Origin of the sequence: Marinobacter sp. UBA3607, from assembly GCF_002375525.1 — a bacterium.
In the GTDB taxonomy this organism is placed as follows: domain Bacteria; phylum Pseudomonadota; class Gammaproteobacteria; order Pseudomonadales; family Oleiphilaceae; genus Marinobacter; species Marinobacter vinifirmus.
This window is the reverse complement of sequence record NZ_DFLY01000005.1, coordinates 1-25,345: the sequence shown is the minus strand read 5'-3', so window position 1 is coordinate 25,345 and position 25,345 is coordinate 1. Positions and strand designations below refer to the sequence as shown.

The window sequence follows — 25,345 nt, the reverse complement described above, 5'->3', positions numbered from 1 at the left end:
TCAGTCCATCAGGGCAACGGATTTAATCTGCATCCAAACCTGCTGGCCCTGCTCCAGTTGCAGCTGGTGCAGGGAGCGGGTGGTCAGGCGGGCCAGGAAAGCGGTTGGCCCGGCTTCCAGGCGTACCAGGCTGGTGCCGGGGGTTACCTCGGTATCAATCTGGTCGATACAGGCCGGTAACAGGTTCTGGATGCTCTGGTCCGGATTTTCCTCCAGGGCAAGGCTGATATCCCGGGCCAGCACCTGTACCCGCACAGTCATTCCCTCACTCAGGTGATCATGGTGGCGCAGCCAGAGTTCGCCGCCATCGAACGCCAGCCGGCACAGGTGCCAGCGGGTATCCACCTCGATAATCTTGCCTTTCAGAATAACCCCTGCATTTTCTTCCAGTCGGAACGGGTGATCGGTGTGGGCCAGGGTTTCCTGCAGCGGGCCCTGGGCAACCACCCGGCCCTGATCCATCATCACGATATGATCTGCCAGCCGGGCCACCTCGACGGTGGAGTGGGATACGTAGAGCACCGGCAGCTCCAGGCTGTCCCGCAGCCGTTCCAGGTAGGGCAGGATGTCCTGTTTGCTCTGCTGGTCCAGGGCCGTCAGGGGCTCGTCCATCAGCAGCAGTCGGGGGCTGGTGAGCAGGGCCCGGCCGATGGCCACCCGCTGGCGCTCCCCGCCGGATAACCCGGCCGGCATCCGCTCCAGCAGGGGCGACAGGCCGAGCCACTGGTGCACCTGTTCAGGTTCTATTTTCCGGTGGGCTTTGGGCACCCGCCGGTATCCGTACAGCAGGTTTTTACGCACCGACAGGTGGGGAAACAGGTTGGTTTCCTGGAACACATAGGCCAGGGGCCGGTGGTGCACGGGCCGGCTGAGCTTTCCGGCCTGCCAGGGTTCGCCCAGCACGCTCAGGTGACCCTCGGCAGGCTGCAGGCCGGCGATGCAGCGCAGCAGGGTGGTCTTGCCACACCCGGAGTGGCCGAAGATCGCGGTTATCCCGGAGCCGGGCAGGGTCAGGTTTACATCCAGGGTGAAGTCCCCCAGCTGGCACCGGAGGCAGGCGTTGACGGTACCGGTCATTTCACCACTCCCGGCTGGTAGCGGCCATTCAGGGCGTACAGGCTGACCAGCACCACAAAGGAAAACGCCACCATGCCGGCAGACAGCCAGTGGGCCTGTGTGTACTCAAGGGCTTCCACATGGTCGAAGATGGCCACCGACAAGACCTTGGTTTCTCCCGGAATGTTGCCGCCAATCATCAGCACCACCCCGAATTCACCCACGGTGTGGGCGAAGGTCAGTACCGCGGCGGTCAGAAAGCCCGGTCGCGCCAGCGGAATCACAACCGAGAAAAAACGATCCCGGGGCGAAGCCCGCAAGGTGGCGGCGGTCTCCAGCAGGCTCTGGTTGATGGTCAGGAAAGCAGTTTGCAGGGGCTGGACGGTAAAGGGCAGGGAATAGATAACCGACGCCAGCACCAGGCCTTCGAAGGTAAAGGGCAGCAGGCCAAGCCCGAGGTTCTCCATCAGGCGGCCCAGGGCACCGTCCGGGCCCATAACGATCAGCAGGTAAAAACCCAGCACCGTGGGTGGCAGTACCAGTGGCAGTGCAACCACGGCCGAAACCGGCTGGCGCAGCCAGTGTCCGGTGCGGGCCAGCCACCAGGCGATGGGCGTACCAATCACCAGCAGCAGTGCGGTGGTGATGCCTGCCAGTTTCAGGGTCAGCCAGACGGCCTGCCATTCCGGGCTCATGAAGTCTCCGCCAGTTCAGTGGTTGGGCTGTTCAGGAATATCGTAGCCGTCTTCACGGATGATCGCCTGTGCCGGTTCGCTGGCGAGAAACAACATCCACGCCCGGGCCGCCGGATTATCCTCGCCGTGGCCCAGCAAAACAGCCTGTTGCCTGATGGGCGTGTGCAGATCATTCGGTACCAGCCACAGGGAGCCTTCCTCCTTCCATGTCCGCGTTTGGGCCAGTGCTACAAACCCTGAGACGGCATTGCCGGTGGCGACAAACTGGAAGGTCTGGGCAATGGAGTCGCCGCTGACCAGCGCGGGCCGGAGGGCTTGTGCGAGCCCGAGATTCTCCAGCACTTCCATGGCAGCGATGCCGTAAGGGGCGGTTTTCGGGTTGCCGATGGCCAGCCGCTCGGGTTGTCGGGCCAGCCAGGCCGTGCCATCGGTAAACAGATCGGGGGTTCTGCTCCAAAGCGCCAGCCGGCCCTCGGCATAGTCAAATCGTGTGCCGGCGACCGCCAGCCCCTGTTGTTCCAGTAACTGCGGTCGTTCCTGGTCAGCTGCCATAAAGGCATCAAACGGCGCGCGATGGCGGATCTGGGCATAGAGTTTGCCGGTAGAGCCGTAGCTGATGCGCAACTGGTGACCGGTCTGTTGTTCGAACAACGGCGCCAGCCGGTTCATGGTGCCGGTGAAGTTGGCGGCTACCGCCAGGGTGGCCGTTTCTGCGAGGGCTGCAGACTGGAAAACAAGCAGGGCAATGCCGATCAGGCCGGCAAGGGCTCGGTGCAGGCGTTTTCCCGAGCCGGAATACATTGCAGAAGGTGTTGCCATACGTCCTCGGCATTGAGTTCATTCAGCATCTCGTGGCGGCCTCCGTCAAACAGCCGGAAGGTCACCTTCTGGATGCCGGCTTCGCGGATCGCCCGGAAGTGCTGGCGGATACCCTTGCCCATCTCGCCCACCGGGTCATCGGTGCCGGCAAACAGGTGTACCGGAAGATCCTGCGGCCATTGTCCGGGATTGATGCCAAGCATACCAGTGATGAAATCATGCCACAGGCCGGCGCTGCACTCGAACCCGCACAGCGGATCTGCCCGGTAGCGGTCCACTTGTTGCGGGTCCCGGCTGAGCCAGTCGCAGTCGGTACGGTTAGGGCGGAAGTGCCGGTTGAACTGGCCGAAGGTCATGGCGCTTATGAGCTTGCTGTGGTGCCGGCGGCCCCGCAGCAGACGGATCAGCCAGACCAGTGCGGCGGACGCCCGCAGCTGGGGTTTGTGAATGCGGTTGGTGGCACTGAGCACCAGTGTGTCGAGCTTGTCGCCGTGCTGCGCAGCATAGCTCTGGGCGATGAACGACCCCATGCTGTGGCCCAGCAGGGTGACCGGCAGCTCCGGAAACTGCTGGCGGATGTGATCCACCACCAGGCCGAGATCGTCCACCACTTTCTGCCAGCCCTGATGGTCTGCGTAGTGGCCCAGGTCTTCCGGACGGCAGTCCGGGCCATGGCCCCGGTGGTGATAGGTGACAACCGCCACGCCCTGATTGCCCAGCCACCGGGCCAGGCCGGCATAGCGGTTGCCGTGCTCGGCCATGCCGTGGCTGATCACTAAAGCCGCGCCGGGGGTGTCCGGGCAAAACAGGGTGCCGGTTATCCGGTGTCCGTCAGTGGCGGTCAGGTTCAGGGTGGTTTCGCTCATGCAGGGTGCCCGGTTGTTCGCTGTTGCTGGTGGTCGGGCGCTGCCACTCCGGTGGTCGCCACAAATGTCCGAGACGGGAGAGTAGACCGCCCGGGCGGCTCATGTCGCGGAACATGTCCACATATTCGTGGGTCCAGAGCACAATCAGGTTGGTGGAATGGATTTGCCGGGTGATGCCGTACTCCGGCGGATTGGCATCGTTTTCCGGGGCAAAGGTGCCGAACAGCCGGTCCCAGATGATCAGGGTGCCGCCGTAGTTGCGGTCAATGTATTCCGGATTGCGGCCATGGTGTACACGGTGGTGGCTGGGGGTATTGAACACCCGTTCGATCCAGCCGGGCAGCCGGCCCACCAGCGTGGTGTGCACAAAGAACTGGTACACCAGCGAGAAGGCATAGGCCACGCCGATCCACACCGGGTTGAAGCCGATCAGGGCCATGGGCAGGTAGAACACCCACATACAGTTGAAAATGTTGGTGGCGTTCTGGCGCATGGCAGTGGAAAAGTTCATGCGTTCGGAGGAATGGTGCACCACGTGGGCCGCCCAGAACCAGCGCATGCGATGGCTGGCCCGGTGCATCCAGTAAAAGCAGAAATCCACGCCCAGGAAGGTCAGGAATCCGGTCAACCAGTTCAGTTCCAGCTCGAACAGGCGGTAGTGATAGCAAAGCGCATAGACAGGGAAGGCTATGATGCCGGCAAACAGTAACTCGGTAACCTGGTAACCGGCGCCGAGGGCAAAGTTGCGGATGGCTTCGGCGGTATCCATCAGTTTCGGGTCGTGACGGATTTTCCGGTACTCCCAGAAGGTAATACCGATAAAAATCGGGGTGGCCACCATGAAAATCAGCTGCCGCTCATCCAGGGCCAGCCACGGGGCCAGTGTGTGCCAGAGTGCCAGCAGGCCGCTGTCTTCCAGTACGGCCCGCATCATGTCGAGTAATGCCATGGGAAACCTGTTTTGTTTTTCTTCAGGTTTTATCTTGGCATAACCAACAATAAATGCACTGTCCTGTTGCGACAGCGGAGGTGACCTTTTCGGCCAACAGCCCCGGTTACCGGTGCTTGTGGTACACCTGCACCACCGGCTCCAGTTTCGGGCGCCAGTCTGCCAGCCAGGCCTGCACCGGTTTCGGGACCTTTGCCGGCTTGGGCCAGGGCACGGGATATTGCTCGGGCTGGAACAACGGGGCCAGCAGCGCTGCAGCGGTCAGGTCAGCCCGGGTGAACCGGTCACCCACCAGGTACGGCTGCCGCTCGTATACCTCTGCCAGCTCGGTAATCAGTTGCTCCAGGGTTTCCTGCGCGGCATCGGCGGTCTTCTGGTTAATCTTCATCCAGTTTCGCATGATCTCGTCCACCCGGCTGAAGGCCAGGCTGAGCAGGATGCGGTTGTAGAACGGTGTGCCGGCAGCCAGCAGCGGCACCACTACCTTCGGCCGTTGCAGGAAGTAGTGGTAGACCCAGGTGCGGATGGCCGCGCCAGCCAGTTCGTCCAGCTTTGTCTCCCAGCTGCGAACCTGTTCCTGCAGGGCCGGGTCTTCGGGCATCAGGGCGGGTTCCGGGAAAGTTTTATCCAGGTAGTCCAGGATCTCTGAAGAGCCCTGGATAATCTGGCCATCGTGGTCCAGCACCGGCACCGAGGACCCGGCCCGGGTAAGCTTCTTGATGGTTCTGCTGTGCTGCCCGGGTAGCAGGTTGACCGGCTGGTACTTGATGTCCTTGTAATCGAGGGCCCAGCGAACCTTTTCGGAATAGTGGGAGATGCAGAATTGGTAGAGTTTCACGGCCATGGTGATGATTCCCCTGAAATAGATGGCGCAAGGTTACCCTGTGCGGCCCCGGTACCACAACAGGCCGGTTCCGTGTGACTGGGCATGGTGAAACTGGCCCGGAATCTTTAGACTAGCGCCCCGGAGTCTGGACCAAAATAGGATGTTTTGATGTTTAAGGGACGAATTTTTTCGCTGACCATTCTTGCCGGCTGCAGCCTTGTACTGGCAGCCTGCGCTTCCCAACCCAAAACCCTGGCCCTGTCGGACTATGGCAGTTATCGCTGCGGCCAGCTGGATATCCGGGTTGCCCCGGCTGAAGACGGCCAGCTTCTGGGCCTTGAGTATCTGGACCGCCGCGTATTGCTGAAACCGTCCCCCACCGACACCGGTGCCCTCTACGTGGCTCCGGGCGATACCTCCACCCGCTTCCTGGCCGAAGGCAAGCGGGCAACGCTGACACTCAAGGGTGATGTGCTGCCGGAATGCCTGGAACCGGGCGCGATAGAATCCCGGTTTGAGGCCATCGGTGCCGACCCGGACTGGTCGGCGCTGATCGAGAACAACCGGATGACCCTGACCCCGCCGTACCAGCAGCAAGCGCTGAACGAGATCTGGCTGACCGAAACCCTGGCCAATCGACACGGCCGGACGTTTGAAGCGAAAACCGAAGCCCAGTCGCTGGAAGTGCGGGTGGCACACCAGCTGTGTGAAGTGGGCCTGGACAAACGCCAGTATCCGTCCCAGATCCGGCTGACCCTGGACGGCAACAGCTTTGAAGGCTGTGGCGGCGACCGGGAGCGGCTGTTCCGGGGTGTGCAGTGGGTGGTAGAAGACCTGGCCGGTGCCGGGCTGATCGACCGCTCCATGGTTACCCTGCAGTTCCTGGGCAATGGCCGGGTAGCCGGGCGTGCATCCTGCAACCGGTTTATGGGCAACTACCGTTTGAGTGATGATGGATTGTCGTTCAGTACCCTGGGCAGCACCATGATGGCCTGCGCGCCGTCGCTGATGAACCAGGAGCGCAAGTACCTGGAATTGCTGGGGCAGGTGGTGGATGGCCGCATTGGTCGCCAGGGTGAATTGCTGCTGGAAACCGGCAACGGTGAGGTGATCAAGGCGCTCCCGGCAACGACCGACAACCTGTAACTCTCTTCAAGGGCCCGCCCGGTCAAATTTCTGCAGCATTTGCCGTCTACCCTGACAGGTCGATGCTGCAGAGAGACCAGCCATGACCGAATTGCGGGCCCTCACCCCCCACAGTGCCATTCCCGAACAACAGGCCGGCCGCGACCGCAACCAGAAGCGCCTGTTGCGCAGCTTCCTGCCGGAATTGGTGCAGCTGGAGCGACAGCTGGCCGAAGCCCCCGAACAGGTCACCACCACCGTCGCCGGCGAGGTTGCCGTGCGGGATCTGCACTTGCCCATCTACCGGGTGGACCTGGGCTCCACCCGGGACGATGTGCCGGCGGTGCTGATTGTCGGCGGAGTTCACGGCTTAGAGCGTATTGGCAGCCAGGTGGTGATGGCCTGGCTCGATTCCTTCCTGGCCCGGCTCGGTTGGGATGACCACCTGAACGCCTTGCTGGAGAAAGTCCGCATCACCCTGCTGCCGATCCTGAACCCCGGCGGTATGTACCTGAACCAGCGGGGCAATCCCAACGGTGTCGACCTGATGCGCAACGCGCCGATTACCGCCCAGGACCAGAGCGCCTTCCTGCTGGGTGGCCAGCGCCTGTCGCCCCGCCTGCCCTGGTACACCGGCGATCCGGAGCAGGGCATGGAGCCGGAGAACCTTGCACTGGAAGCGGTGATTCAGGACCTGCTGCCGGGCCGGCCCTTCAGCGTGGCGCTGGACTGCCACTCCGGTTTCGGCTGGCAGGACCAGATCTGGTTTCCCTATGCCTATCGCCGCCGGCCCATGCGCCGCATCGGGTCGGTGATGGCCCTCAAGCTGATCTGGGAACAGGCTTACCCCAATCACCACTATCGTTTCGAACCCCAGTCGGCCCATTACCTGACCCACGGTGACCTGTGGGATTACTTCTACAAGCAGGTCAACCGCAGCAGTGACGGGGTGTTCCTGCCCCTGACCCTGGAAATGGGCTCCTGGAAATGGGTGCGCAAGCGCCCGCGCCAGCTGCTGCGGCTGGACGGGTTATTCAACCCTCTGGTGCCTCACCGCCATCAGCGGGTGTTACGCAGCCATCTGAGCTGGATGGACTTCCTGGTGAATGCGGCCGCCAGTTACCGGAACTGGTTGCCGGAGGGCGATGAAGAGTCCATGCTCAGGGAAGCCGCCATCATGCACTGGTACAGGGATAACCGATAACATGCACTGGATCCTCCTGCGGGGTCTTACCCGGGAACGGGCACACTGGGGCGACTTTCCCGAACGCTTGCGTGCCGCCTTTCCCGGCCAGCATTTCCACCTGGTGGACCTGCCCGGCACGGGCATCCATTACCGGGAAGCCAGCCCGGCCACAGTGCGTGCTATTCGCGAGCAGGTGTGCCGGCAGGTGAGCCATATTCCCCGGCCGTTCAGCATCCTGGCGTTGTCTATGGGGGGCATGGTGGCCCTGGACTGGGCCCAGCATGCCGAGCCCGGGGAATTACAGCACCTGGTGCTGATCAACACCAGTTCCGGTTTCAGCCGGCCCTGGCAGCGAATGCAGCCGGCGGCCTGGCCGAAGATCCTGCGTTTACTGGTTCGCCGTGAACTGTTCCATCGGGAACGGGACATCCTGCGCCTGACCTCCAACCGGGATATTCCCCTGAGCCTGTGCAAGGCCTGGTACAGCATCCAGCGCCAGCGCCCGGTCTCGTTCACCAACGCCCGCAACCAGTTGCTGGCGGCTGCCCGTTTCAAACCCCTGGAAAAGCGCCCGATGGCCGATGCCCTGATACTGGCCAGCAAGGGCGACCGGATTGCCAGTTGGCACTGCAGTGCCGAACTGGAACGGCGCTGGTGCTGGACCCTGAAGCTGCACCCGGATGCCGGCCACGACCTGCCGCTGGATGAGCCGGAGTGGGTAATCCGGCAAATGGGTGACTGGATACCCGGCACCCGATAGTTTCTTGACGCAACCGTTTTTTCCGGTCAACCTGCTGTATTCAAAGCCCGTTTTTCTGCCAGGGAGCCAATAACAAGATGAAAATTTTCGAAACCCGGACTGCACCCAACCCCCGCCGCGTGCGTATGTTCATGGCCGAGAAAGGCCTGCTGGACAAGGCGGAATTTGTTGAGATAGATATCCAGAAAGGCGAGAACCTGACGCCGGAATTCGTGGCCCGAAACCCCATGAAGAAAGTCCCGGTGATGGAACTGGATGACGGCACCTGCATTGCCGAAACCATGGCCATCTGCCGCTATTTTGAGGAAGCCTACCCGGATACCCCGAAACTGATGGGCGAGACTGCCGCCGAGAAAGCCCTGGTAGAGCAGTGGCTGCGCTGGCTGGAGTTCTATTTCTTCATGCCCACCGGCATGTGTTTCCAGCACACCACCGGCTACTTCAAGGACCGGATGAACCCCATCAAGGAATGGGGCGAAGAATGCGGGCAGGGCGTGGAAAAGTTCATGCACTTCCTGAATAAGCACCTGGAAGGCAAGGATTACATCTGCTGCGACCGCTTTACCGCGGCCGACATCAATGCCTTCACCACCGTAGCCTTCGCCCGGGTGGTGAATATCCGTATCAAGCCGGAGCACACTAACCTGCAAGCCTGGTACGACCGCATCAAGGCCCGGCCTTCGGCCCAGGCTTGATGCCAGCAGCCAGGATTGCCCAGCAAAGCCACAACCCGGTCAGGATCAGCAACAGGACATGGTATGACGCAACAAACCTTGATGAACACACTGGAAGCTATCGACCGGGCCAATCAGGCAGACCCGAATACTGAACAGGTAGACGGCCAGAAACTGCCCAGGGAATACGCCTACAGCCTGCACATGACCCGCTGGCTGTTCGCGCTGGAACCGGAACCCTCAGAGCGCATGCAGATTGCCTGCCGGGCCCAGCACCTGGAGCGCTGGACCATGCCCCGGAGCGACTATGGTGAGGGCCGCAAGAACTATTATCAATGGCGCCTGGCCTGTGGCCGGATGCACGGCCGCCGGGCGGCGGAGATTATGGCGGAATGCGGCTATCCGGAGGAAGAATGCGAGCGGGTAGAAACGATCGTCACCAAGCGCAAACTGCGGGAAGACGAAGATACCCAGTTGCTGGAAGACGTGGCCTGCATGGTGTTTCTGGAACGGTACTTTGCCGGGTTCTTCGAAGACAACCCCGATTTCGATAAGGAAAAGTGGCTGCGCATCGTGCGCCGCACCTGGGACAAAATGAGCCCCCGGGCCCACGAAGCAGCACTTAAACTGGCGGAAGGCATGCCCGCGCATCTGCTGGAATTGCTGCAGGAGGCGCTGGCTGAGCCGGAGAGTTGATCCGGGTGCACAGGCTGGCAGAAGGTATCCGCCAGCCTGTTCTGACTGTGAGTTAGCCCTCCGGGAAGAAAAGCTCCTGCAATTTCTTCCCGGGTTCCGGCGCCCGCATAAAGGATTCCCCCACCAGGAACCCGTAAATGCCCCGGCTGGTCATGGCTTCCACATCGGCGCGGGTCATGATGCCGCTTTCGGTAATCGTCAGTCGGTCATCGGCAATACGGTGGTGCAGTTCAAAGGTTGTTTCCAGAGAGACCTCAAAGTTGTGCAGGTTCCGGTTGTTGATACCCACCAACGGCGTGCTCAGGGTTAGCGCATCGTCCAGCTCCTCGCCATCATGCACTTCCACCAGCACATCCAGCCCGATCTCATTGGCAATGCCTTCCAGTTCCTGCATCTGGTCCTTGGTCAGGCACGCGGCAATCAGCAGGATGCTGTCGGCACCAATAGCGCGGCTTTCATACACCTGGTAGGGCGCCACCATGAAGTCCTTGCGGATCACCGGCAGGCTGCAGGCGGCTCGGGCGGCTTTCAGGTAGTCTTCGTGGCCCTGGAAGAAATCGTGGTCGGTAAGCACTGACAAGCAAGCCGCACCGCCTTGTTCGTAGCTTTCGGCGATGCGTTCCGGTTCAAAGGGGTCTCGCAGGATGCCTTTGCTCGGAGAGGCTTTCTTGATCTCGGCGATGACGGCTGGCTGTTGCTCTTTGATTCGTGTGCGCAGAGCGTCGGCAAATCCCCGAGCCGGGGCTTGATCGCCGGCCATGGCTCTGAGGTCTGCAATGGAAACTTTCGGCTTCCGTTCGTCGATCTCTTCCCATTTCCGGTTAACGATCTTCCGAAGAATAGTGGGAGTCTTATCCAAATGTCTGTCAGTCATAGCAGGCCCGTAAATAGTTTGCGAGAGCGGCTGGGGAGGGGCGTTCCAAAACTGTCTGCAGCCAAGGATGGCTGCAGTCAAGCCCTACAGGGATGTACTTGTGGGCGTGTTTTGGAACGCCCCTCCCCAGCCGGTCGTCCGGCACCGAATTCAACAGGCCGGGATTAAAAGCACTGAGAAAAGTCAGCCAGCTCAGACATCTTGCCGGCCGCGAGGCCAGAGCCCATTGCGTCCAGCGCCATATCGACGCCTTCTTTGGCTGTTCTGGCCAGACCCGCCACATAGATAGCCGCGCCGGCGTTCAGGGCGATCATGTCCCGGGCTTTCTCGGTAGTTTCGTCGTGGCTGCGGCCGAAGGCGGCTTTGATCAGCGCCAGTGACTCGTCAGCCCCATCTACCGTCAGACCCACCAGCGACTGGCTCTTGATGCCCAGGTCTTCCGGCGTCAGGTCGTACTCGTTGATTTCGCCATCCTTCAGCTCTGCAACATGGGTGACAGTGGCCAGACTGATTTCATCAAGGCCGTCCTTTGAGCAGACCACCATGATGTGTTCTGCGCCCAAACGTTGCATCACTTCTGCCATCGGGCGGCACAGTTCCCTGGTGAACACACCGATCAGCTGGCGAGTGACGCCGGCCGGGTTGGTCATCGGGCCAAGGATATTGAAGATGGTCCGGCAGCCCAGCTCCCGGCGCGGTCCGATAGCATGTTTCATGGCGCCATGGTGGGCCGGGGCGAACATGAAGCCGACGCCGATCTGTTCGACGCAGCGGGCCACTTCTTCCGGTTTCATGTCCAGGTTGATGCCGGCCTTTTCGATCAGGTCGGCGCTGCCGCTCTTGGACGATACGCCCCGGTTGCCGTGCTTGGCGACGAAGCCGCCGGCTGCGGCCACCACGAAGGCTGAGGCAGAGGAGACGTTGAACAGATTGGCGCCATCGCCCCCGGTGCCGACGATATCCACCAGCGGGCTGGCGTTGATGCTGACCTTGGTGGCCAGTTCACGCATCACTTCGGTGGCGCCGGTGATTTCGTCGATGGTTTCGCTTTTCAGGCGCAGGCCCATCAGGAAGGCGCCGATCTGGGCGTCTGTGGCCTCGCCGTTCATCACAATACGCATCACATCCTTCATCTCGTCCCGGGACAGGTCCAGGTTGGAGGCAATGCGGTTCAGGGCTTGTTTCATGTCCATGGGGTCGGCCTCTTGTTATGTTCTCAGGAAGTTGCGCAGCAGTTCGTGGCCCTGCTCGGTCATGATCGACTCAGGGTGGAACTGCACGCCCTCGATGGGCAGGGTCTTGTGGCGCACGCCCATGATTTCTTCAACGGAGCCGTCGTCGTTGCGGGTCCAGGCGGTCACTTCCAGGCAATCGGGCAGGGTATCCTTGTCGATCACCAGGCTGTGGTAACGGGTAGCCTGCAAGGGGTTGTTCAGGCCGCGAAACACACCTGCATCATTGTGGTACACCGCTGACACTTTGCCATGCATTACCTTGCCTGCCCGGATGACGTCGCCGCCGTATACCTGGCCGATGGACTGGTGGCCCAGGCAGATACCCAGGATAGGCAGTTTGCCGGCGAAATGACGAATGGCGTCCATGGAGATCCCCGCCTCGTTGGGCGTGCAGGGCCCCGGGGAAATCACCAGTCGCTCGGGGTTCAGAGCTTCGATTCGTTCAATGGTGATTTCGTCGTTCCGGTATACCTGTACGTCGGCACCCAGCTCAGCCAGGTACTGCACCACGTTGTAGGTGAAGGAATCGTAGTTATCGATCATCAGCAACATAATCTGTTCCTCCGCCTCAGTGGTCGTAGTCGTTGTAGGTCATGGCCACAGCCTTGAAGATGGCCCGGCCCTTGTTCATGGTTTCTTTCCATTCGAGGCGGGGAATGGAGTCTGCCACCACGCCGGCGCCGGCCTGGATGTGCAGGGTGTTGTCCTTGATCACCGCAGTGCGGATAGCGATGGCGGTGTCCATGTTGCCGTTGAACGACAGGTAGCCTACGGCGCCGCCGTATACGCCACGCTTCACCGGTTCCAGTTCGTCGATGATTTCCATGGCGCGGATCTTCGGCGCGCCACTCAGGGTGCCGGCGGGCAGGGTGGCACGCAGCACGTCCAGGCAGCTGGTGTTTTCTTTCAGTCGACCGGTGACGTTGGAGACAATGTGCATCACGTGGGAATAGCGCTCGACAATCATCTTGTCGGTCAGCTTCACGGTGCCGGTTTCCGACACCCGGCCGGCGTCGTTGCGGCCCAGGTCGATCAGCATCAGGTGCTCGGCGATTTCTTTCGGGTCTTCTAGCAGTTCTTTTTCCAGCGCCTTGTCTTCGGCCTCGGTAGCGCCGCGCTTGCGGGTGCCGGCGATGGGGCGCACGGTGACTTCTTCATCTTCCACCCGGGCCAGGATTTCCGGCGAGGAACCCACAATGTGAAAGTCTTCGAGGTCCAGGAAGTACATGTACGGTGACGGGTTGAGCACGCGCAGGGACCGGTACAGATTCAGCGGTGGCGCTTCGAAGGGAATCGACATGCGCTGGGATATGACGGTTTGCATCACGTCGCCGTCCAGCACGTAGCCCTTGATTTTGTCCACCGCGGCTTCGAATTTGTCCTGGCTGAAGCCGGAAATAAAGTCGCTCTCGTCCACCACCTTGCCGCGCAGATGTTCCGGGGTGCGGGGCGCGTTGGCGGTCTGGCGGTGCAGCTGGTTTTCCAGTTCGTCGATGCGGGCCTGGGCCTGCTCGTAGGCTCCCGTGGCGGATGGGTCCGCATGCACAATCAGGTGCAGTTTGCCGCGCAGGTTGTCGAACACCACGATTTCGTTGGACACCATCAGCAGGATATCCGGGGTGCCGATCTTGTCGGGCGGGCAGCTGTTGCGCAGGCGCTTTTCGATGTAGCGCACGGTGTCGTAGCCGAAATAGCCCACCAGGCCGCCGTTGAAGCGGGGCAGTTCGGGCAGGTCCGGGGCGTTGAAACGCTGCTGGTACTCGTCGACGAAGGCCAGCGGGTCGTCCACTTCCGCCTGCTCGACCACGTCGCCGTTACGGCTTACTTCAATGCGGTGGTCAAAGACTTTCAGCACTTCCTGGCTGGGCAAGCCGATGATCGAATAGCGGCCCCATTTCTCGCCGCCTTGTACCGATTCGAACAGGTAGGAATAGGGCCCGCTGGCCAGTTTCAGATAGGTGCTGAGGGGAGTGTCCAGGTCCGCCAGTACTTCGCGGTACACAGGGATGCGGTTATAGCCGGCTTCAGCGAGCTCGCGGAATTGCTCGGGTGTCATGGTTCGGTTTCCTGAAATCTGATCTGCGTTTTGTCAGAACGGTGTTACACCGTTGTGACAGGTGGTGCGGGCATGCAGGCGTGTGCCATCAGCCCCGTGGCTTGCTCAGCCGGTGCGCCATCGCCACCATCGTGTTGCGCGGGTTGTCAGGATGCCTCGCGCTGCAGTCAGATTCAGTCCCTGCACGGCAGGAATCTCCCGAAATGATGTGTTCAAAGTAAAACGTCCTTGCGAGATTACAAAAGCTGGGCCAGCGAATCAACAACCGCGTCGGCACCGAGGCTGTTTACCGAGCCCCCGAAGTTGTAACCATAGCGCACGGCCACGCATGGAATGCCGGCGGCCTGGGCGGCGTTAACGTCTGCGGCGGAGTCACCCACCATCACCGTGGTGCCCCGGGTGCCACCCAGTTGTTCCATGGCGTAGAGCAGCGGTGCCGGGTCCGGTTTCTTCACGTCCAGGGTATCGCCGCCCACCCAGATCCGGAAGTACTGGTCCAGCCCGGCCTTGTTCAGCAGCGGGGCCACGAAGCGGTCCGGCTTGTTGGTCACCACGGCCATCTTGCAGCGCAGGCTGCGCAGGTGGTTCAGGCACTCGGTTACGCCGTCGAACACGACGGCATTGCGGCCGTTAATCTGGCCGTAGGCGTGGTAGAAGATTTCAAGCGCGTCGTTGTAAAGGATTTCGTCTTTCAGTGCCGCAGGTTCCCAGTCGGTTTTGTCGGCCAGGGCCCGGCGCACCAGGATGCCGGCCCCGTTGCCGACCCAGATGCGCACTTTCTCCAGACCGGCGGGCTTGCGGCCCAGATGCTCCAGCATCTGGTCGACCGCCGCGGCCAGGTCTGGCGCGCTGTCTACCAGGGTGCCGTCCAGGTCGAACAGGGCAACGCCGGGCCAGCGGGGATTAAACAGACCTTTCAGGCTCATCCGCCAATCACCTTGCGGGCCTGTTCCAGCTCGGCGCGCATGGCATCGATAGTGGCTTTGTAATCCGGCGTGTTGAAAATGGCGGAACCGGCCACGAAGGTGTCGGCGCCGGCTTCGGCGATTTCCCGAATGTTGTCGGTCTTTACGCCGCCGTCGATTTCCAGCCGGATGTTGTAGTTGCTGGCATCAATCTTCTTGCGGGCTTCCCGGAGTTTGTCCAGGGTGCCGGGGATGAACTTCTGGCCACCAAAGCCCGGGTTGACCGACATCAGCAGCACCATGTCGAGCTTGTCCATCACGTAATCCATGTAGCTCAGGGGCGTGGCCGGGTTGAACACCAGGCCGGCCTTGCAGCCGCCGTCGCGGATCAGTTGCAGGGAGCGGTCGATGTGCTTGCTCGCCTCCGGGTGAAAGGTGATGTAGCTGGCGCCGGCGTCGATGAACATGCGGATCAGGTCGTCTACCGGCGATACCATCAGGTGCACGTCGATGGGGGCGGTTACGCCGTGCTTGCGCAGGGCTTCGCACACCATGGGGCCGATGGTCAGGTTGGGCACGTAGTGGTTGTCCATGACATCGAAGTGCACCACATCGGCGCCGGCGGCAAGTACGTTATCAACTTCTTCGCCCAGCCGGGCAAAGTTGGCGGAGAGGATGGACGGCGCAATCAGATAGGGGTTCATCGTGGCTCTCTCGATCAGGTGATTCGTCGGCTGAATGGAATGGGGCAAGTCTACCAGCTTGGCGCGGCTTTTCGCAGCGCGGGTGCTACGGATATCAGCGCAATTTGCGATCCAGTTCTGCTAATCGCTCCGGAGTACCTATGTCCATCCACTGGCCGCGATGGTGCAGGCCCCGCACCCGCCCGGCCACCATGGCGCGGCGAAGCACAGGCCCCAGTTTGCCGGCGTTGTCGTCCAGTCCGGTAAACAGCCGCCGGTGGAGCAGGCTGATGCCGGTGAAGGTAAGTTTGTCCGTGCCTTCGCTGGCCAGGGTGCCGTCCTGTTGCAGGGCGAAGTCGCCGTCAGGATGGTGAGCCGGGTTGTCGGTGACGACCAGCAGCGCATCGCAATCCGGAGTGGCGGGCGGTTGCAGTTCGGCCAGTGGGAAGTCTGTCCAGATGTCGCCGTTGATCACCAGGAACCAGTCTTCCCCGCCGCCGGTCAGCAGGGGCAGGGCGCGGACGATGCCGCCGGCGGTTTCCAGTGGTTCGCCTTCCGGTGAATAACGGATCGTGAGGCCGAATGCCTCGCCGGTGTCCAGGGCCTGTTCGATCTGTTGCCCGAGCCAGGCGTGGTTGATGACCAAGTCGCGAAAGCCGGCCCGGTGCAGGTTTTCCAGGTGGTAGGCAATCAGCGGTTTGCCGCCGGCTTCGAGCAGGGGTTTCGGAGTGGTGAGGGTCAGCGGGCGCATGCGCTCGCCTTTGCCTGCCGCCAGAATCATCGCTTTCACGGCTGGCGGGCCTCCGCAGCCGGCAACGGACCAATGCGTTCTTCGATGGCGGGAATCACCACCTCGCACAGCCATTCGTGGAAGTGCCGGAAGGCTGGCTGGCGGGCGCTGGCGTCGCGGATGTAGCGGACGGTTCTGGGAATGTCGGCCAGGTAGCCGGCCTTTCCGTCCCGGATGGCCAGCCGGGCAAAGATGCCGGCGGCTTTCAGGTGCCGTTGCATGCCCATCAGCTCAAACCACTGCCGGAAGGTGTCGGCGTCGGCCCGGTGCAGCCCGGCGTCCAGGCTAACCTGGCGATAATGTTCCAGCCAGTTAGCGATATCGGCTTCCGGCCAACGCACGTAGCAGTCTTTCAGCAAGGAGACCGCATCGTAGGTTACCGGGCCGGTCACGGCATCCTGGAAGTCGATCACCCCGGGGGCGATCTGGCCCGGGCGAATCAGCAGGTTGCGGGAGTGGTAGTCGCGGTGCACGGTCACTTCCGGCTGGGCCAGGGCGCTTTCTTTCAGCAGGCCGAAGGCGGTTTCCAGCAAAGCCCGGTCCTGGTTGTCCAGCGTCAGCTCCAGGTGCTGTTCCAGCAGCCAGTCCGGAAACAGGGCCATCTCCCGGTCCAGCAGGGCGTCATCATAGGCCGGCAACGGATAATTCGCGGGCGGTGGCATTTGCCCGATTCGCACCAGCTCGTCCAGCGCCTGGCGGTACAGGCTGTCGGCGCTGTCGCCGTCCAGTTCTGCCAGCATCAGCCGATCACCGAAATCTTCCAGCAGCAACAGCCCCTGTTGCAGGTCTTGGGCCTCGATGGCCGGTACATGCACGCCGTGGCGGTGCCAGTGTTCGGCAATGGCGACGAAGGGCCGGCAGTCTTCGTGTGCCGGCGGGGCATCCATGACAATAAACGCTGTTCGGGGCTGGCCCGGCGTTTCCCGCCAAACCCGGAAGTAACGGCGGAAACTGGCGTCACCGGAAACCGGTTCCGGGCTGGCGCTGTTGAAACCGGGAATTTGCCTGACCCAGTCGGTCAGCAGTTGCAGGCGGGTATCCATGGTTGTCGGGTGCGTCCTGAGTTGTCTTTGGTGTCCGGGAACGTTAGCAGAGGAGTATAAAGAGGGTAAAACGGATTTGCAGCGGGGTTTCCGTTAACAACCCCGGGGGGCGCGTGTAAACTAGGCAGCTGTTTTTAGTGTCAGTCGCCATTTATCCGGAACAGGAATATTGCCGTCGTGCCCAGCCGTTACCGTCACCTGTTATGGTTCAAGCTCCGTTGCGGCGGGCTTTTGCTGGCGATGGCCCTGGCACCGGCAGCTGGCCTGGCCCAGGATGCCGGCAAGCAGGCACCGAGTGCGGCCGAGATCGACTGGCGGCCCCGCAGCCAGTTACCGGCTGAAGTACAGGCTGGCTTGCCAGTCTTCTGCGATGGCGGCTACCTGCCTTCCGGCACAGCCGGCGGAGCCATGCCGGTACTGCCGGCCGGAGAGACCGAGGCACCGTTGGAGGCCAGTGCGCTCAGTGCCCGCTACGAGCTGGATGCGGAGCTGTACCTGCAGGGGGATGTGCGGCTGCGCCAGGGCAGCTTCCAGGCCTCCGGCTCCGAGGCACGATACGACACCCGCTCCGGAAGCCTGAACCTGCAGGGGCCTCTGGTAAGCCGGGGCGAAGGCTTCCTGCTGACCGGTAAAGACGCCCGCTACTCCACCGAAAGCGGTCAGCTGGATATCAACACCGCCACCTTCCTGCTGCACGAATCCGAGATGCGCGGCGAGGCATCGTCCCTGTCGCGCATTGGTGAAAACCAGGTGCTGATTACCGATGGCCTGCTGACCACCTGCGGCCCGGGCCAGAACGATTGGGCCATCGTTGCCTCGGATATCGAGCTGGACCAGGCTGAAGGCTTTGGCACCGCCAGGCATGTGCGCCTTGAGGTGCTGGATGCCCCGGTGTTCTACTGGCCCTACATCAGTTTCCCCATTGATGACCGCCGCAAGACCGGTTTTCTGTACCCGCAGTTCGGCTCGTCCAATGCCGGTAGCGGCGCCTTCCTGGCCTTGCCCTATTACCTGAACCTGGCGCCCCACTACGACGCCACGCTCACGCCTCAGTACATTCATGGCCGGGGCCTGTTTACCGAACTGGAAGGCCGGTATCTGAGCCGGTTCGGGGAGTCAGTGCTGCAGCTGGGTTACATCGATGACGATTCCTACTACAAAGACGAGAATCCGGGCGCAGACGGCCAGCGCTGGGCCCTGGATCTGTCGACCCGGGCAGCCTTCGGTGGTGGCTGGAGTGGTTACGGTGATTTCTCGGTGGTGTCTGACGAAGACTACCTGAGCGACCTGAACCGCTCCCTGGAAATTGACCAGGCGACTCACCTGCAGCGTCGCGGCGGTGTACGTTATTCCGACCAGAACCAGTATTTTGATGCCTACCTGAATGGCTACCAGACCATTGCCGAACGTATTGCCGACGTCAACAAACCCTATAATCTGTTGCCGGAAGTGCTGTATGCCGGAACCACCGAGGTGGGGGCCTTCGAGGCGGGCATCGAAAGCCAGTACTCCTGGTTCTATCGGGATAACGAAAACCTGACCGGTCTGAACCGGGCCAATGGCCAGCGGGTGCGTGCGATTCCTGAACTGGCGCTGCCCATGCGCGCGCTCTGGGGTTTCAGCCGGCCGTCGGTGAGCCTGGATTACACCCGCTACGACCTGGAAGACTACACACTCGGCAACAGCAGTTTTGATCGCACGGTGCCGGTGTTCGAGTGGGACAACGGCCTGTACTTTGACCGCCGCTCCAGCCTGTTCGATATTCCCTATAACCAGACCCTGGAGCCCCGGCTTTATTACGCCTGGGCCGATGCCGAGGCCGACCAGAACGACATCCCGGATTTTGACACCGGCCTGAAAAGCTTCCGATTCGACGAGTTGTTCCAGCGTGATCGCTTCACCGGCGGTGACCGGGTGGGGGATGCCAACCAGCTGACCGTGGCCCTGACCAGTCGCTTCAACGACCTGCTGACCGGCGCCGAGCGGGCCCGGGTCAGTATTGGCCAGGTGCGCTATTTTGACGACCGGGAAGTGAGCCTGTTCGGACAGGGTGCCTCCGACCGAAGTAACTCGCCGCTGGCCGGTGAGCTGGTGCTGAACCCGGTTGATAACCTGGAAATCCGCAGCTCCGGCCTGTGGGACCATGACACCCAGAGAACCGAGGAAGGCCGCAGCCAGCTGATTTTCCATTCCGAGGATTATCGGTACCTGGCAACGCTGGGCCATACCTACAGCCGGCCCGATGACATTGAACAGACCGATGTAGGTGCCGTGTTGCCGGTCACCAACCGGGTCAGTGCTATCGGCCGCTGGGTGTGGGATTCGGAACTGGACCGTACCGTGGGTACCCTGGCCGGCCTGGAATACAACAACTGCTGCTGGAGTGTGCAGGTAGTGCACCAGAATTACCTGACCGACGATGAAGAACTGGATACCCGACTGCTGTTCCGGATCGAGCTGAAAGGCCTGGGCGGCAGTGGCGGAGCATCTGACAACATTGCCGATGCCATCTACGGCTATGACGAGCGCGAGCGCCGCCGTTTCGGAACTCAGCGTCGCTAAAACGAACCAATACCGTTAGCCGGGCCTTGCCTGGCTGACGACCCGGAATGCACAAACCAAGAGGTGACTATGAAGGCGACTGTACGCCACGGACTGACCCTGCTGCTGACCATGGCCATGATGACCATGTCGTTGGCGGTACAGGCTGAACGCAAGCTGCTGGACAGGGTGGTCGCCATTGTCGACGACGATGTCATCCTGCAGACCCAGCTGGAAGCCCGGGTGAACACCATTGTGGGCCGGCTGAGTGCCCAGGGTACCGGCCTGCCACCACGCCAGATGCTGGAGCAGCGGGTACTGGAACAGCTGATTGCTGAATCCGTCCAGCTGCAGATGGCGGACAAAATGGGCATGCGCATCAGCGATAACGAGCTGAACGAAACCCTGGCCAATATCGCCCGCAGCAATGGCATGACCATGGCCCAGTTCGAAAGCCAGCTGGCGGAAGAAGGTGTGACCTACCAGCAGGCGCGGGAGCAGATCCGCAACGAGATGCTCACCAGTCGGGTGCAGCAGCGCCAGGTGGGCAACCGGGTGCGCATTACCGATAACGAAGTGGAAAACTACCTGCAAGCCCAGGCCGGTGCCGGCAGCGATGGTGCTGAATACCGCCTGGCCTATATCTTTATCCAGGTAGACGAGCCGGGTAACGAGGCGTCTGTGCGCCAGGCCCGTAACCTGGCGGATAACCTGCGCCAGCAGATCCTGGATGGCCGGGATTTCCGGGAAGTGGCTGTTGCCGAATCCGACGCCAGCAACGCCCTTGAGGGTGGTGATATGGGCTGGCGCTCTGAAAGCCAGCTGCCGTCGCTGGTGGCGCCGGTGGTGCCGGACCTGGAGCCGGGTGTGCCGTCTGCCGTGCTGGAGAACAATAGCGGCTTCCACCTGGTGATGGTAATGGACAAGCGTGGTGGTGAGCAGCAGCAGATTATCGAACAGCACAAGGTTCGCCACATACTGGTTCGCCCGTCGGCAGCGGTGACCGAGGCCCAGGCCGAGCAGCGGATCCGCGATATCTACCGCCAGTTGCAGGACGGTGCCGACTTTGCGGAACTGGCCCGTGAGCTGTCAGACGATCCGGTATCCGGCTCCGATGGCGGCAACCTGGACTGGGTGAGCCCGGGCCAGATGGTCCCCGAGTTTGAGCAGGCCATGCTGGACGCCGATGTAGGTGAAATTTACGGCCCCGTGCGCTCCCAGTTCGGCTGGCATATTCTGCAGGTTCAGGAGCGTCGCAAGCAGGACGTCACCGCGGAGGCCCGCGAATCCCAGGCCCGCCAGGCCATCTATCAGCGCAAGTTCGAGCAGGAACTGCAGAACTGGCTGCGGGAAGTCCGTGATGAAGCTTTCGTGGAGTTCAAGGGCGAGTTCGCCGATATGAACCCGCAAAGCGAGGAAACAGACCCGTCATGAGCACACCGGTCATCCTGGCGCTGACAGCGGGCGAGCCGGCCGGTATCGGCCCGGAACTGTGCCTGCAGCTGGCCACCGAAGCCCGGGACGCCGGGCTGGTGGTGATTGCCAGTCGCGAGTTGTTACAGGCACGGGCCAGCGCGCTTGGCCTTGAGGTCCAGCTTCATGACTGGCAACCGGGCATGGTGCCGGAAACCCGGGCCGGATATCTGTCAGTTCGGCATGTGGATGGTTGCCAGTCAACGCTAGCCGGGCAGCTGGATGCCGCCAACAGCCAGTATGTGCTGGATACCCTGACCGTTGCGGCCAGAGGCTGCCTGAACGGCTCCTTTGACGGCATGGTCACCGCGCCGGTGCACAAGGGCGTGATCAACGAAGCCGGCATTGCCTTCAGCGGCCACACCGAATTCCTGCAGGAGTTGTGTGGCGTTGAACGGGTGGTGATGATGCTGGCCACGGAAGAACTCCGGGTGGCGCTGGTAACCACCCACTTACCCCTGAAAAACGTATCGGCGGCCATCACGCCGCAGCGTCTGGCCCAGGTAACCCGTATTCTCAATGCCGACCTGCAAACCTTCTTCGGCATTGAGCAGCCGCGCATCCTGGTGGCGGGCCTGAACCCCCACGCAGGGGAAGGCGGCCACCTGGGCCGGGAAGAAATCGAGGTGATCGAGCCAACCCTGGAACAGTTGCGCGCCGAAGGCATACAGCTGACCGGGCCGCTGCCGGCGGATACCCTGTTTACTCCGCACTGGCTGGACAATGCCGATGCGGTATTGGCCATGTACCACGACCAGGGCCTGCCGGTGCTGAAATTCCAGGGCTTTGGCCGTGCCGTAAACATCACCCTCGGGTTGCCCATTGTCCGCACCTCGGTCGACCACGGCACCGCGCTTGACCTGGCTGGCACCGGCAAGGCTGACGCAGGCAGCCTGCACACCGCCATTCGGGTGGGCGAGCATATGGCCCGCTGCCGCAAGGCCGCACAGGCCGGAGAATCATCATGAGTAACAAACACGGCCACCAGGCCCGCAAGCGCTTCGGCCAGAACTTCCTGCACGATCCTGGCGTGATCGAACGCATTGTCCGTTCCATCAACCCCAAGCCGGACGATGCCATTGTCGAGATCGGCCCCGGCCTGGGCGCCATCACCGAAGAGATCCTGGCGATCAATCCGCGCCTGCAGGTAGTGGAGCTGGACCGGGACCTGATCCCGGTGCTGCGAACCAAGTTTTTCAACTACCCGGACTTTCAGATTCACGAGGCCGACGCCCTGAACTTCGATTTTCGTGAGCTGATGACCGACCGCCCCCTGCGTATTGTCGGTAACCTGCCGTACAACATTTCCACCCCGCTGATTTTCCACCTGCTGGAACAGAGTGGCGTGGTGCAAGACATGCACTTCATGCTGCAGAAAGAAGTGGTCCAGCGGCTGGCGGCGGTACCCGGCGACAACAACTATGGCCGCCTGGGCATCATGGCCCAGTATTTCTGCAAGGTGCAGCCGCTGTTTGAAGTGGGCCCCGGCGCCTTCCGCCCGGCTCCGAAGGTGGATTCCGCCATTGTCCGCCTGGTGCCCCACAAAGAACTGCCACACCCGGCGAAAGACCTGAAAACCCTGCAGGCCGTGGTGCGTACCGCCTTCAATGCCCGCCGCAAAACCCTGCGCAAGGCGCTGGGGGCGATGGTAACGGTGGAGCAGTTGCAATCCCTCGGCATCAACGACGGATTACGCCCGGAAAACCTGAGCCTGGCGGACTATGTAAAGATTGCGGATTTGCTGGTGGACAGCGGAGCTGCGCCGGCCGGGAACAACGAGGTAAGTAATGACTGACTACGCCATCGGCGATATTCAGGGTTGCTATGATCGCCTGCGGGATGTGCTGGCCAAGGTGGATTTTTCACCGTCCCGGGACCGGCTCTGGGTGGCCGGTGACCTGATCAATCGGGGGCCGTCCTCGCTGGAAACCCTGCGCTACATCGAAAGCCTGGGCAGTTCCGCGGTCGTGGTATTGGGCAACCATGACCTGCACCTGCTGGCTGTAGCGCTCGGTGGCCACAGCCCGAAGAAAAAAGACACCCTGCACGACATTCTCGAAGCCCCGGACCATGAGCAGCTGATCCACTGGCTGCGCCAGCAGCATCTGTGTGTGCACGATGCCGGTCGTAACCTGCTGATGGCCCACGCCGGCCTGCCCCACATCTGGAGTGTGGAACAGGCCGTGGCCTGTGCCCGGGAAGTGGAAGCGGTGATCCGCGGCGACAATGCCGGCGAATACTTCAGCCAAATGTATGGCAATCAGCCCGAACGCTGGTGTGATACCCTCACCGGCATGGATCGCTGGCGGGTGATCACCAATTACTTCACCCGTATGCGCTTTATTGCACAGGATGGCAGCCTGGAGCTGGCCACCAAGGAAGCCGCTGCCAACGCTCCGCAAGGCTTCGCGCCCTGGTTTACCTACCCGCGCGAAGACGATGTAAAAGTCGTGTTCGGCCACTGGGCCGCCCTGGAAGGTAAAACCGGCAGCGAACGGTTTATCGGCCTGGACACCGGCTGCGTATGGGGCGGTGCCCTGACCATGATGAACCTGGATACCGGAGAGAAAATTCACTGTGACTGCAGCTGACAGCAACACCCGGATTGTACGCTGGGCACTGGTAGCCGGCGCCGTTGCCGGTTTGCTGGCGGTGATGGCCGGCGCTTTCGGTGCCCACGGCTTGCGTAACCTGGTGAGCGAACGTGGCCTTGAAGTGTTCCAGACCGCGGTCAGCTACCAGATGTACCACGCCCTGATCCTCGTCGTGGCCAGTCTGATGCCGGTACTCGGCCTGCCCCGGAAACTCCTGGCTGTGGCTTGCGGCTTCTGGCTGGTGGGCATCCTGCTGTTCAGCGGCAGCCTGTACCTGCTGGTGCTGACAGGAACCCACTGGCTTGGGCCGGTTACTCCGGTAGGCGGGCTGTGTTTCATGGTGGGCTGGGCACTGTTGGCCATCGCAGCCCTGAAGAAATAACAAAGGTGATCACAACCATGCAGGTAAAGGTTAATGGCGAAGCCGTGGAGCTCCCGAACGGAGCCACCATTGCCGCCTTGATTGAGCAACTCGCACTGTCCGGGAAACGCGTGGCGGTGGAAGTGAACGAAGACATTGTACCCCGCAGCCAGCACCCGGACTTTTCCCTCAGCGAAGGTGATCGTGTGGAAGTGGTACACGCCATCGGAGGCGGCTAAGCCATCTTGGTACGAACGACCACTCCGGACCCTCATTTCGACACAACTCAGGCAGGTTATGACAGACACACCCGAGATTCAGCTCCCCGAAGACAAACCCCTGGAAATCGCCGGCAAGGTATACCAGTCCCGCTTGCTGGTTGGCACCGGCAAATACCATGACCTGATGGAAACCGGCCACGCCATTGAAGCCAGTGGCGCTGAAATCGTGACCGTAGCGGTACGCCGCACCAACATCGGCCAGAACCCGGACGAACCCAACCTGCTGGATGTGGTTTCCCCGGATGCCTACACCATCCTGCCCAACACCGCAGGCTGCTACACCGCCAAAGACGCGGTACGCACCTGCAAACTGGCCCGGGAACTGCTGGACGGCCACGACCTGGTAAAACTGGAGGTGCTGGGTGAACACAAAACCCTGTATCCCAACATGCCGGAAACCCTGGCCGCAGCCGAAGAACTGATCAAAGACGGCTTCAAGGTGATGGTGTACTGCTCTGACGACCCGCTGCTGGCCATGCGCCTGGAAGAAATGGGCTGCGTGGCCATCATGCCCCTGGGCGCCCCCATCGGCTCCGGTCTGGGCATCCAGAACCGCTACAACATCCGGCTGATCGTCGAGAACGCAAAGGTGCCGGTACTGGTGGATGCGGGCGTAGGCACCGCTTCTGACGCCACCATCGCCATGGAACTGGGTTGCGACGGCGTACTGATGAACACCGCCATTGCCCAGGCCAAAGACCCGATCAAAATGGCCAACGCCATGCGCCTGGCCATAGAAGCCGGCCGCGAGGCCTACCTTGCTGGACGTATGCCGAAGAAGCTGTACGCCAGTGCGTCGTCGCCGATCGACGGCACCTTTTTTTGATTTAATAATTAGCCACGGAATCCATATATGG

Annotated in this window: 27 protein-coding genes; 13 read left to right on the top strand and 14 right to left on the bottom strand. The window is 61.6% G+C overall.

From position 1 onward, the window contains the following. The 6 genes from modC to B2589_RS01215 all read right to left on the bottom strand — a co-directional run bounded on the left by modC (position 1) and on the right by B2589_RS01215 (position 5,229). Positions 1–1,077 (bottom strand): molybdenum ABC transporter ATP-binding protein, encoded by a 1,077-nt coding sequence (gene modC, locus B2589_RS01240; protein WP_286815364.1) that lies wholly within the window; start codon positions 1,075–1,077, stop codon positions 1–3. Further along, positions 1,074–1,751 carry a molybdate ABC transporter permease subunit gene (gene modB, locus B2589_RS01235; protein ID WP_022988448.1) on the bottom strand — a complete coding sequence of 226 codons (678 nt, stop codon included), beginning with the start codon at positions 1,749–1,751 and terminating at the stop codon, positions 1,074–1,076. Before modB ends, modC begins: the two co-directional genes overlap by 4 nt. Before the next feature lie 15 nt (positions 1,752–1,766). Next, positions 1,767–2,570: a molybdate ABC transporter substrate-binding protein gene (gene modA / locus B2589_RS01230; RefSeq protein ID WP_286815363.1), complete on the bottom strand. Its 804-nt coding sequence runs from the start codon at positions 2,568–2,570 to the stop codon at positions 1,767–1,769. Next, positions 2,504–3,436, bottom strand: coding sequence for an alpha/beta hydrolase (locus tag B2589_RS01225; protein WP_286815362.1), 933 nt, complete (start codon positions 3,434–3,436; stop codon positions 2,504–2,506). Before B2589_RS01225 ends, modA begins: the two co-directional genes overlap by 67 nt. Continuing rightward, positions 3,402–4,385, bottom strand: coding sequence for a sterol desaturase family protein (locus B2589_RS01220; protein ID WP_286815361.1), 984 nt, complete (start codon positions 4,383–4,385; stop codon positions 3,402–3,404). Before B2589_RS01220 ends, B2589_RS01225 begins: the two co-directional genes overlap by 35 nt. 106 nt (positions 4,386–4,491) lie before the next feature. Continuing rightward, on the bottom strand, positions 4,492–5,229 hold the full coding sequence (locus B2589_RS01215; protein ID WP_286815360.1) for a glutathione S-transferase family protein: 738 nt from the start codon (positions 5,227–5,229) through the stop codon (positions 4,492–4,494). Between the two features lie 150 nt (positions 5,230–5,379). On the opposite strand from B2589_RS01215, the gene B2589_RS01210 reads away from it, so the two are divergent. The 5 genes from B2589_RS01210 (at position 5,380) to B2589_RS01190 (ending at position 9,652) form a co-directional block, all read left to right on the top strand. After that, a complete protein-coding gene (locus B2589_RS01210) occupies positions 5,380–6,357 on the top strand; it encodes an META domain-containing protein (RefSeq protein ID WP_232901208.1) in 978 nt (325 codons plus the stop codon). 82 nt (positions 6,358–6,439) lie between these two features. Then, positions 6,440–7,540: a M14 family zinc carboxypeptidase gene (locus tag B2589_RS01205; protein WP_286815359.1), complete on the top strand. Its 1,101-nt coding sequence runs from the start codon at positions 6,440–6,442 to the stop codon at positions 7,538–7,540. Between the two features lies 1 nt (position 7,541). After that, positions 7,542–8,282 carry an alpha/beta fold hydrolase gene (locus B2589_RS01200; protein ID WP_286815358.1) on the top strand — a complete coding sequence of 247 codons (741 nt, stop codon included), beginning with the start codon at positions 7,542–7,544 and terminating at the stop codon, positions 8,280–8,282. Positions 8,283–8,359: 77 nt separating this feature from the next. After that, on the top strand, positions 8,360–8,977 hold the full coding sequence (locus B2589_RS01195) for a glutathione S-transferase family protein (protein WP_286815357.1): 618 nt from the start codon (positions 8,360–8,362) through the stop codon (positions 8,975–8,977). 63 nt (positions 8,978–9,040) lie between these two features. Further along, positions 9,041–9,652 carry a DUF4202 domain-containing protein gene (locus B2589_RS01190; RefSeq protein ID WP_286815356.1) on the top strand — a complete coding sequence of 204 codons (612 nt, stop codon included), beginning with the start codon at positions 9,041–9,043 and terminating at the stop codon, positions 9,650–9,652. Between the two features lie 52 nt (positions 9,653–9,704). Here B2589_RS01190 and trpC read toward each other — a convergent pair whose 3' ends face one another. The 8 genes from trpC to B2589_RS01150 form a co-directional block, all read right to left on the bottom strand. Then, positions 9,705–10,526 (bottom strand): indole-3-glycerol phosphate synthase TrpC, encoded by an 822-nt coding sequence (gene trpC, locus B2589_RS01185; protein WP_286815355.1) that lies wholly within the window; start codon positions 10,524–10,526, stop codon positions 9,705–9,707. 164 nt (positions 10,527–10,690) lie between these two features. Continuing rightward, positions 10,691–11,719, bottom strand: a complete 1,029-nt coding sequence (trpD, locus tag B2589_RS01180) for an anthranilate phosphoribosyltransferase (RefSeq protein ID WP_286815354.1) — start codon at positions 11,717–11,719, stop codon at positions 10,691–10,693. Positions 11,720–11,734: 15 nt separating this feature from the next. Next, positions 11,735–12,313, bottom strand: coding sequence for an aminodeoxychorismate/anthranilate synthase component II (locus tag B2589_RS01175; RefSeq protein WP_286815352.1), 579 nt, complete (start codon positions 12,311–12,313; stop codon positions 11,735–11,737). A 16-nt stretch (positions 12,314–12,329) separates the two neighbouring features. Next, the gene (gene trpE, locus B2589_RS01170) at positions 12,330–13,817 is read right to left on the bottom strand and encodes an anthranilate synthase component I (protein WP_232901216.1); all 1,488 of its coding nucleotides are present in this window, start codon (positions 13,815–13,817) and stop codon (positions 12,330–12,332) included. Positions 13,818–14,053: 236 nt separating this feature from the next. Further along, positions 14,054–14,743, bottom strand: a complete 690-nt coding sequence (locus B2589_RS01165) for a phosphoglycolate phosphatase (protein ID WP_232901217.1) — start codon at positions 14,741–14,743, stop codon at positions 14,054–14,056. Further along, the gene (rpe, locus tag B2589_RS01160) at positions 14,740–15,426 is read right to left on the bottom strand and encodes a ribulose-phosphate 3-epimerase (protein WP_022988433.1); all 687 of its coding nucleotides are present in this window, start codon (positions 15,424–15,426) and stop codon (positions 14,740–14,742) included. Before rpe ends, B2589_RS01165 begins: the two co-directional genes overlap by 4 nt. Before the next feature lie 94 nt (positions 15,427–15,520). Next, on the bottom strand, positions 15,521–16,195 hold the full coding sequence (gene murU, locus B2589_RS01155) for an N-acetylmuramate alpha-1-phosphate uridylyltransferase MurU (protein ID WP_232901218.1): 675 nt from the start codon (positions 16,193–16,195) through the stop codon (positions 15,521–15,523). Further along, positions 16,192–17,238, bottom strand: coding sequence for an aminoglycoside phosphotransferase family protein (locus B2589_RS01150; RefSeq protein WP_286815351.1), 1,047 nt, complete (start codon positions 17,236–17,238; stop codon positions 16,192–16,194). Before B2589_RS01150 ends, murU begins: the two co-directional genes overlap by 4 nt. 240 nt (positions 17,239–17,478) lie before the next feature. Between B2589_RS01150 and B2589_RS01145 the strand changes: the two genes are divergently transcribed. The 8 genes from B2589_RS01145 (at position 17,479) to B2589_RS01110 (ending at position 25,314) form a co-directional block, all read left to right on the top strand. Beyond that, entirely contained in the window at positions 17,479–19,800 is a 2,322-nt protein-coding gene (locus tag B2589_RS01145; RefSeq protein ID WP_286815377.1) for an LPS-assembly protein LptD, read from the top strand. 69 nt (positions 19,801–19,869) lie between these two features. Next, a complete protein-coding gene (locus B2589_RS01140) occupies positions 19,870–21,213 on the top strand; it encodes a peptidylprolyl isomerase (protein ID WP_232901220.1) in 1,344 nt (447 codons plus the stop codon). After that, positions 21,210–22,220 (top strand): 4-hydroxythreonine-4-phosphate dehydrogenase PdxA, encoded by a 1,011-nt coding sequence (gene pdxA / locus B2589_RS01135; RefSeq protein ID WP_199458210.1) that lies wholly within the window; start codon positions 21,210–21,212, stop codon positions 22,218–22,220. The genes B2589_RS01140 and pdxA overlap by 4 nt, the downstream gene beginning before the upstream one ends. After that, positions 22,217–23,047, top strand: coding sequence for a 16S rRNA (adenine(1518)-N(6)/adenine(1519)-N(6))-dimethyltransferase RsmA (gene rsmA, locus B2589_RS01130; protein ID WP_286815349.1), 831 nt, complete (start codon positions 22,217–22,219; stop codon positions 23,045–23,047). The genes pdxA and rsmA overlap by 4 nt, the downstream gene beginning before the upstream one ends. Continuing rightward, positions 23,040–23,843, top strand: a complete 804-nt coding sequence (locus tag B2589_RS01125; protein ID WP_286815348.1) for a symmetrical bis(5'-nucleosyl)-tetraphosphatase — start codon at positions 23,040–23,042, stop codon at positions 23,841–23,843. Before rsmA ends, B2589_RS01125 begins: the two co-directional genes overlap by 8 nt. Then, the gene (locus B2589_RS01120) at positions 23,830–24,228 is read left to right on the top strand and encodes a DUF423 domain-containing protein (RefSeq protein WP_094625827.1); all 399 of its coding nucleotides are present in this window, start codon (positions 23,830–23,832) and stop codon (positions 24,226–24,228) included. Before B2589_RS01125 ends, B2589_RS01120 begins: the two co-directional genes overlap by 14 nt. Before the next feature lie 17 nt (positions 24,229–24,245). Next, positions 24,246–24,446, top strand: coding sequence for a sulfur carrier protein ThiS (gene thiS / locus B2589_RS01115; protein ID WP_286815347.1), 201 nt, complete (start codon positions 24,246–24,248; stop codon positions 24,444–24,446). 58 nt (positions 24,447–24,504) lie between these two features. Beyond that, entirely contained in the window at positions 24,505–25,314 is an 810-nt protein-coding gene (locus tag B2589_RS01110; protein ID WP_022988423.1) for a thiazole synthase, read from the top strand. Positions 25,315–25,345: the final 31 nt, after the last annotated feature.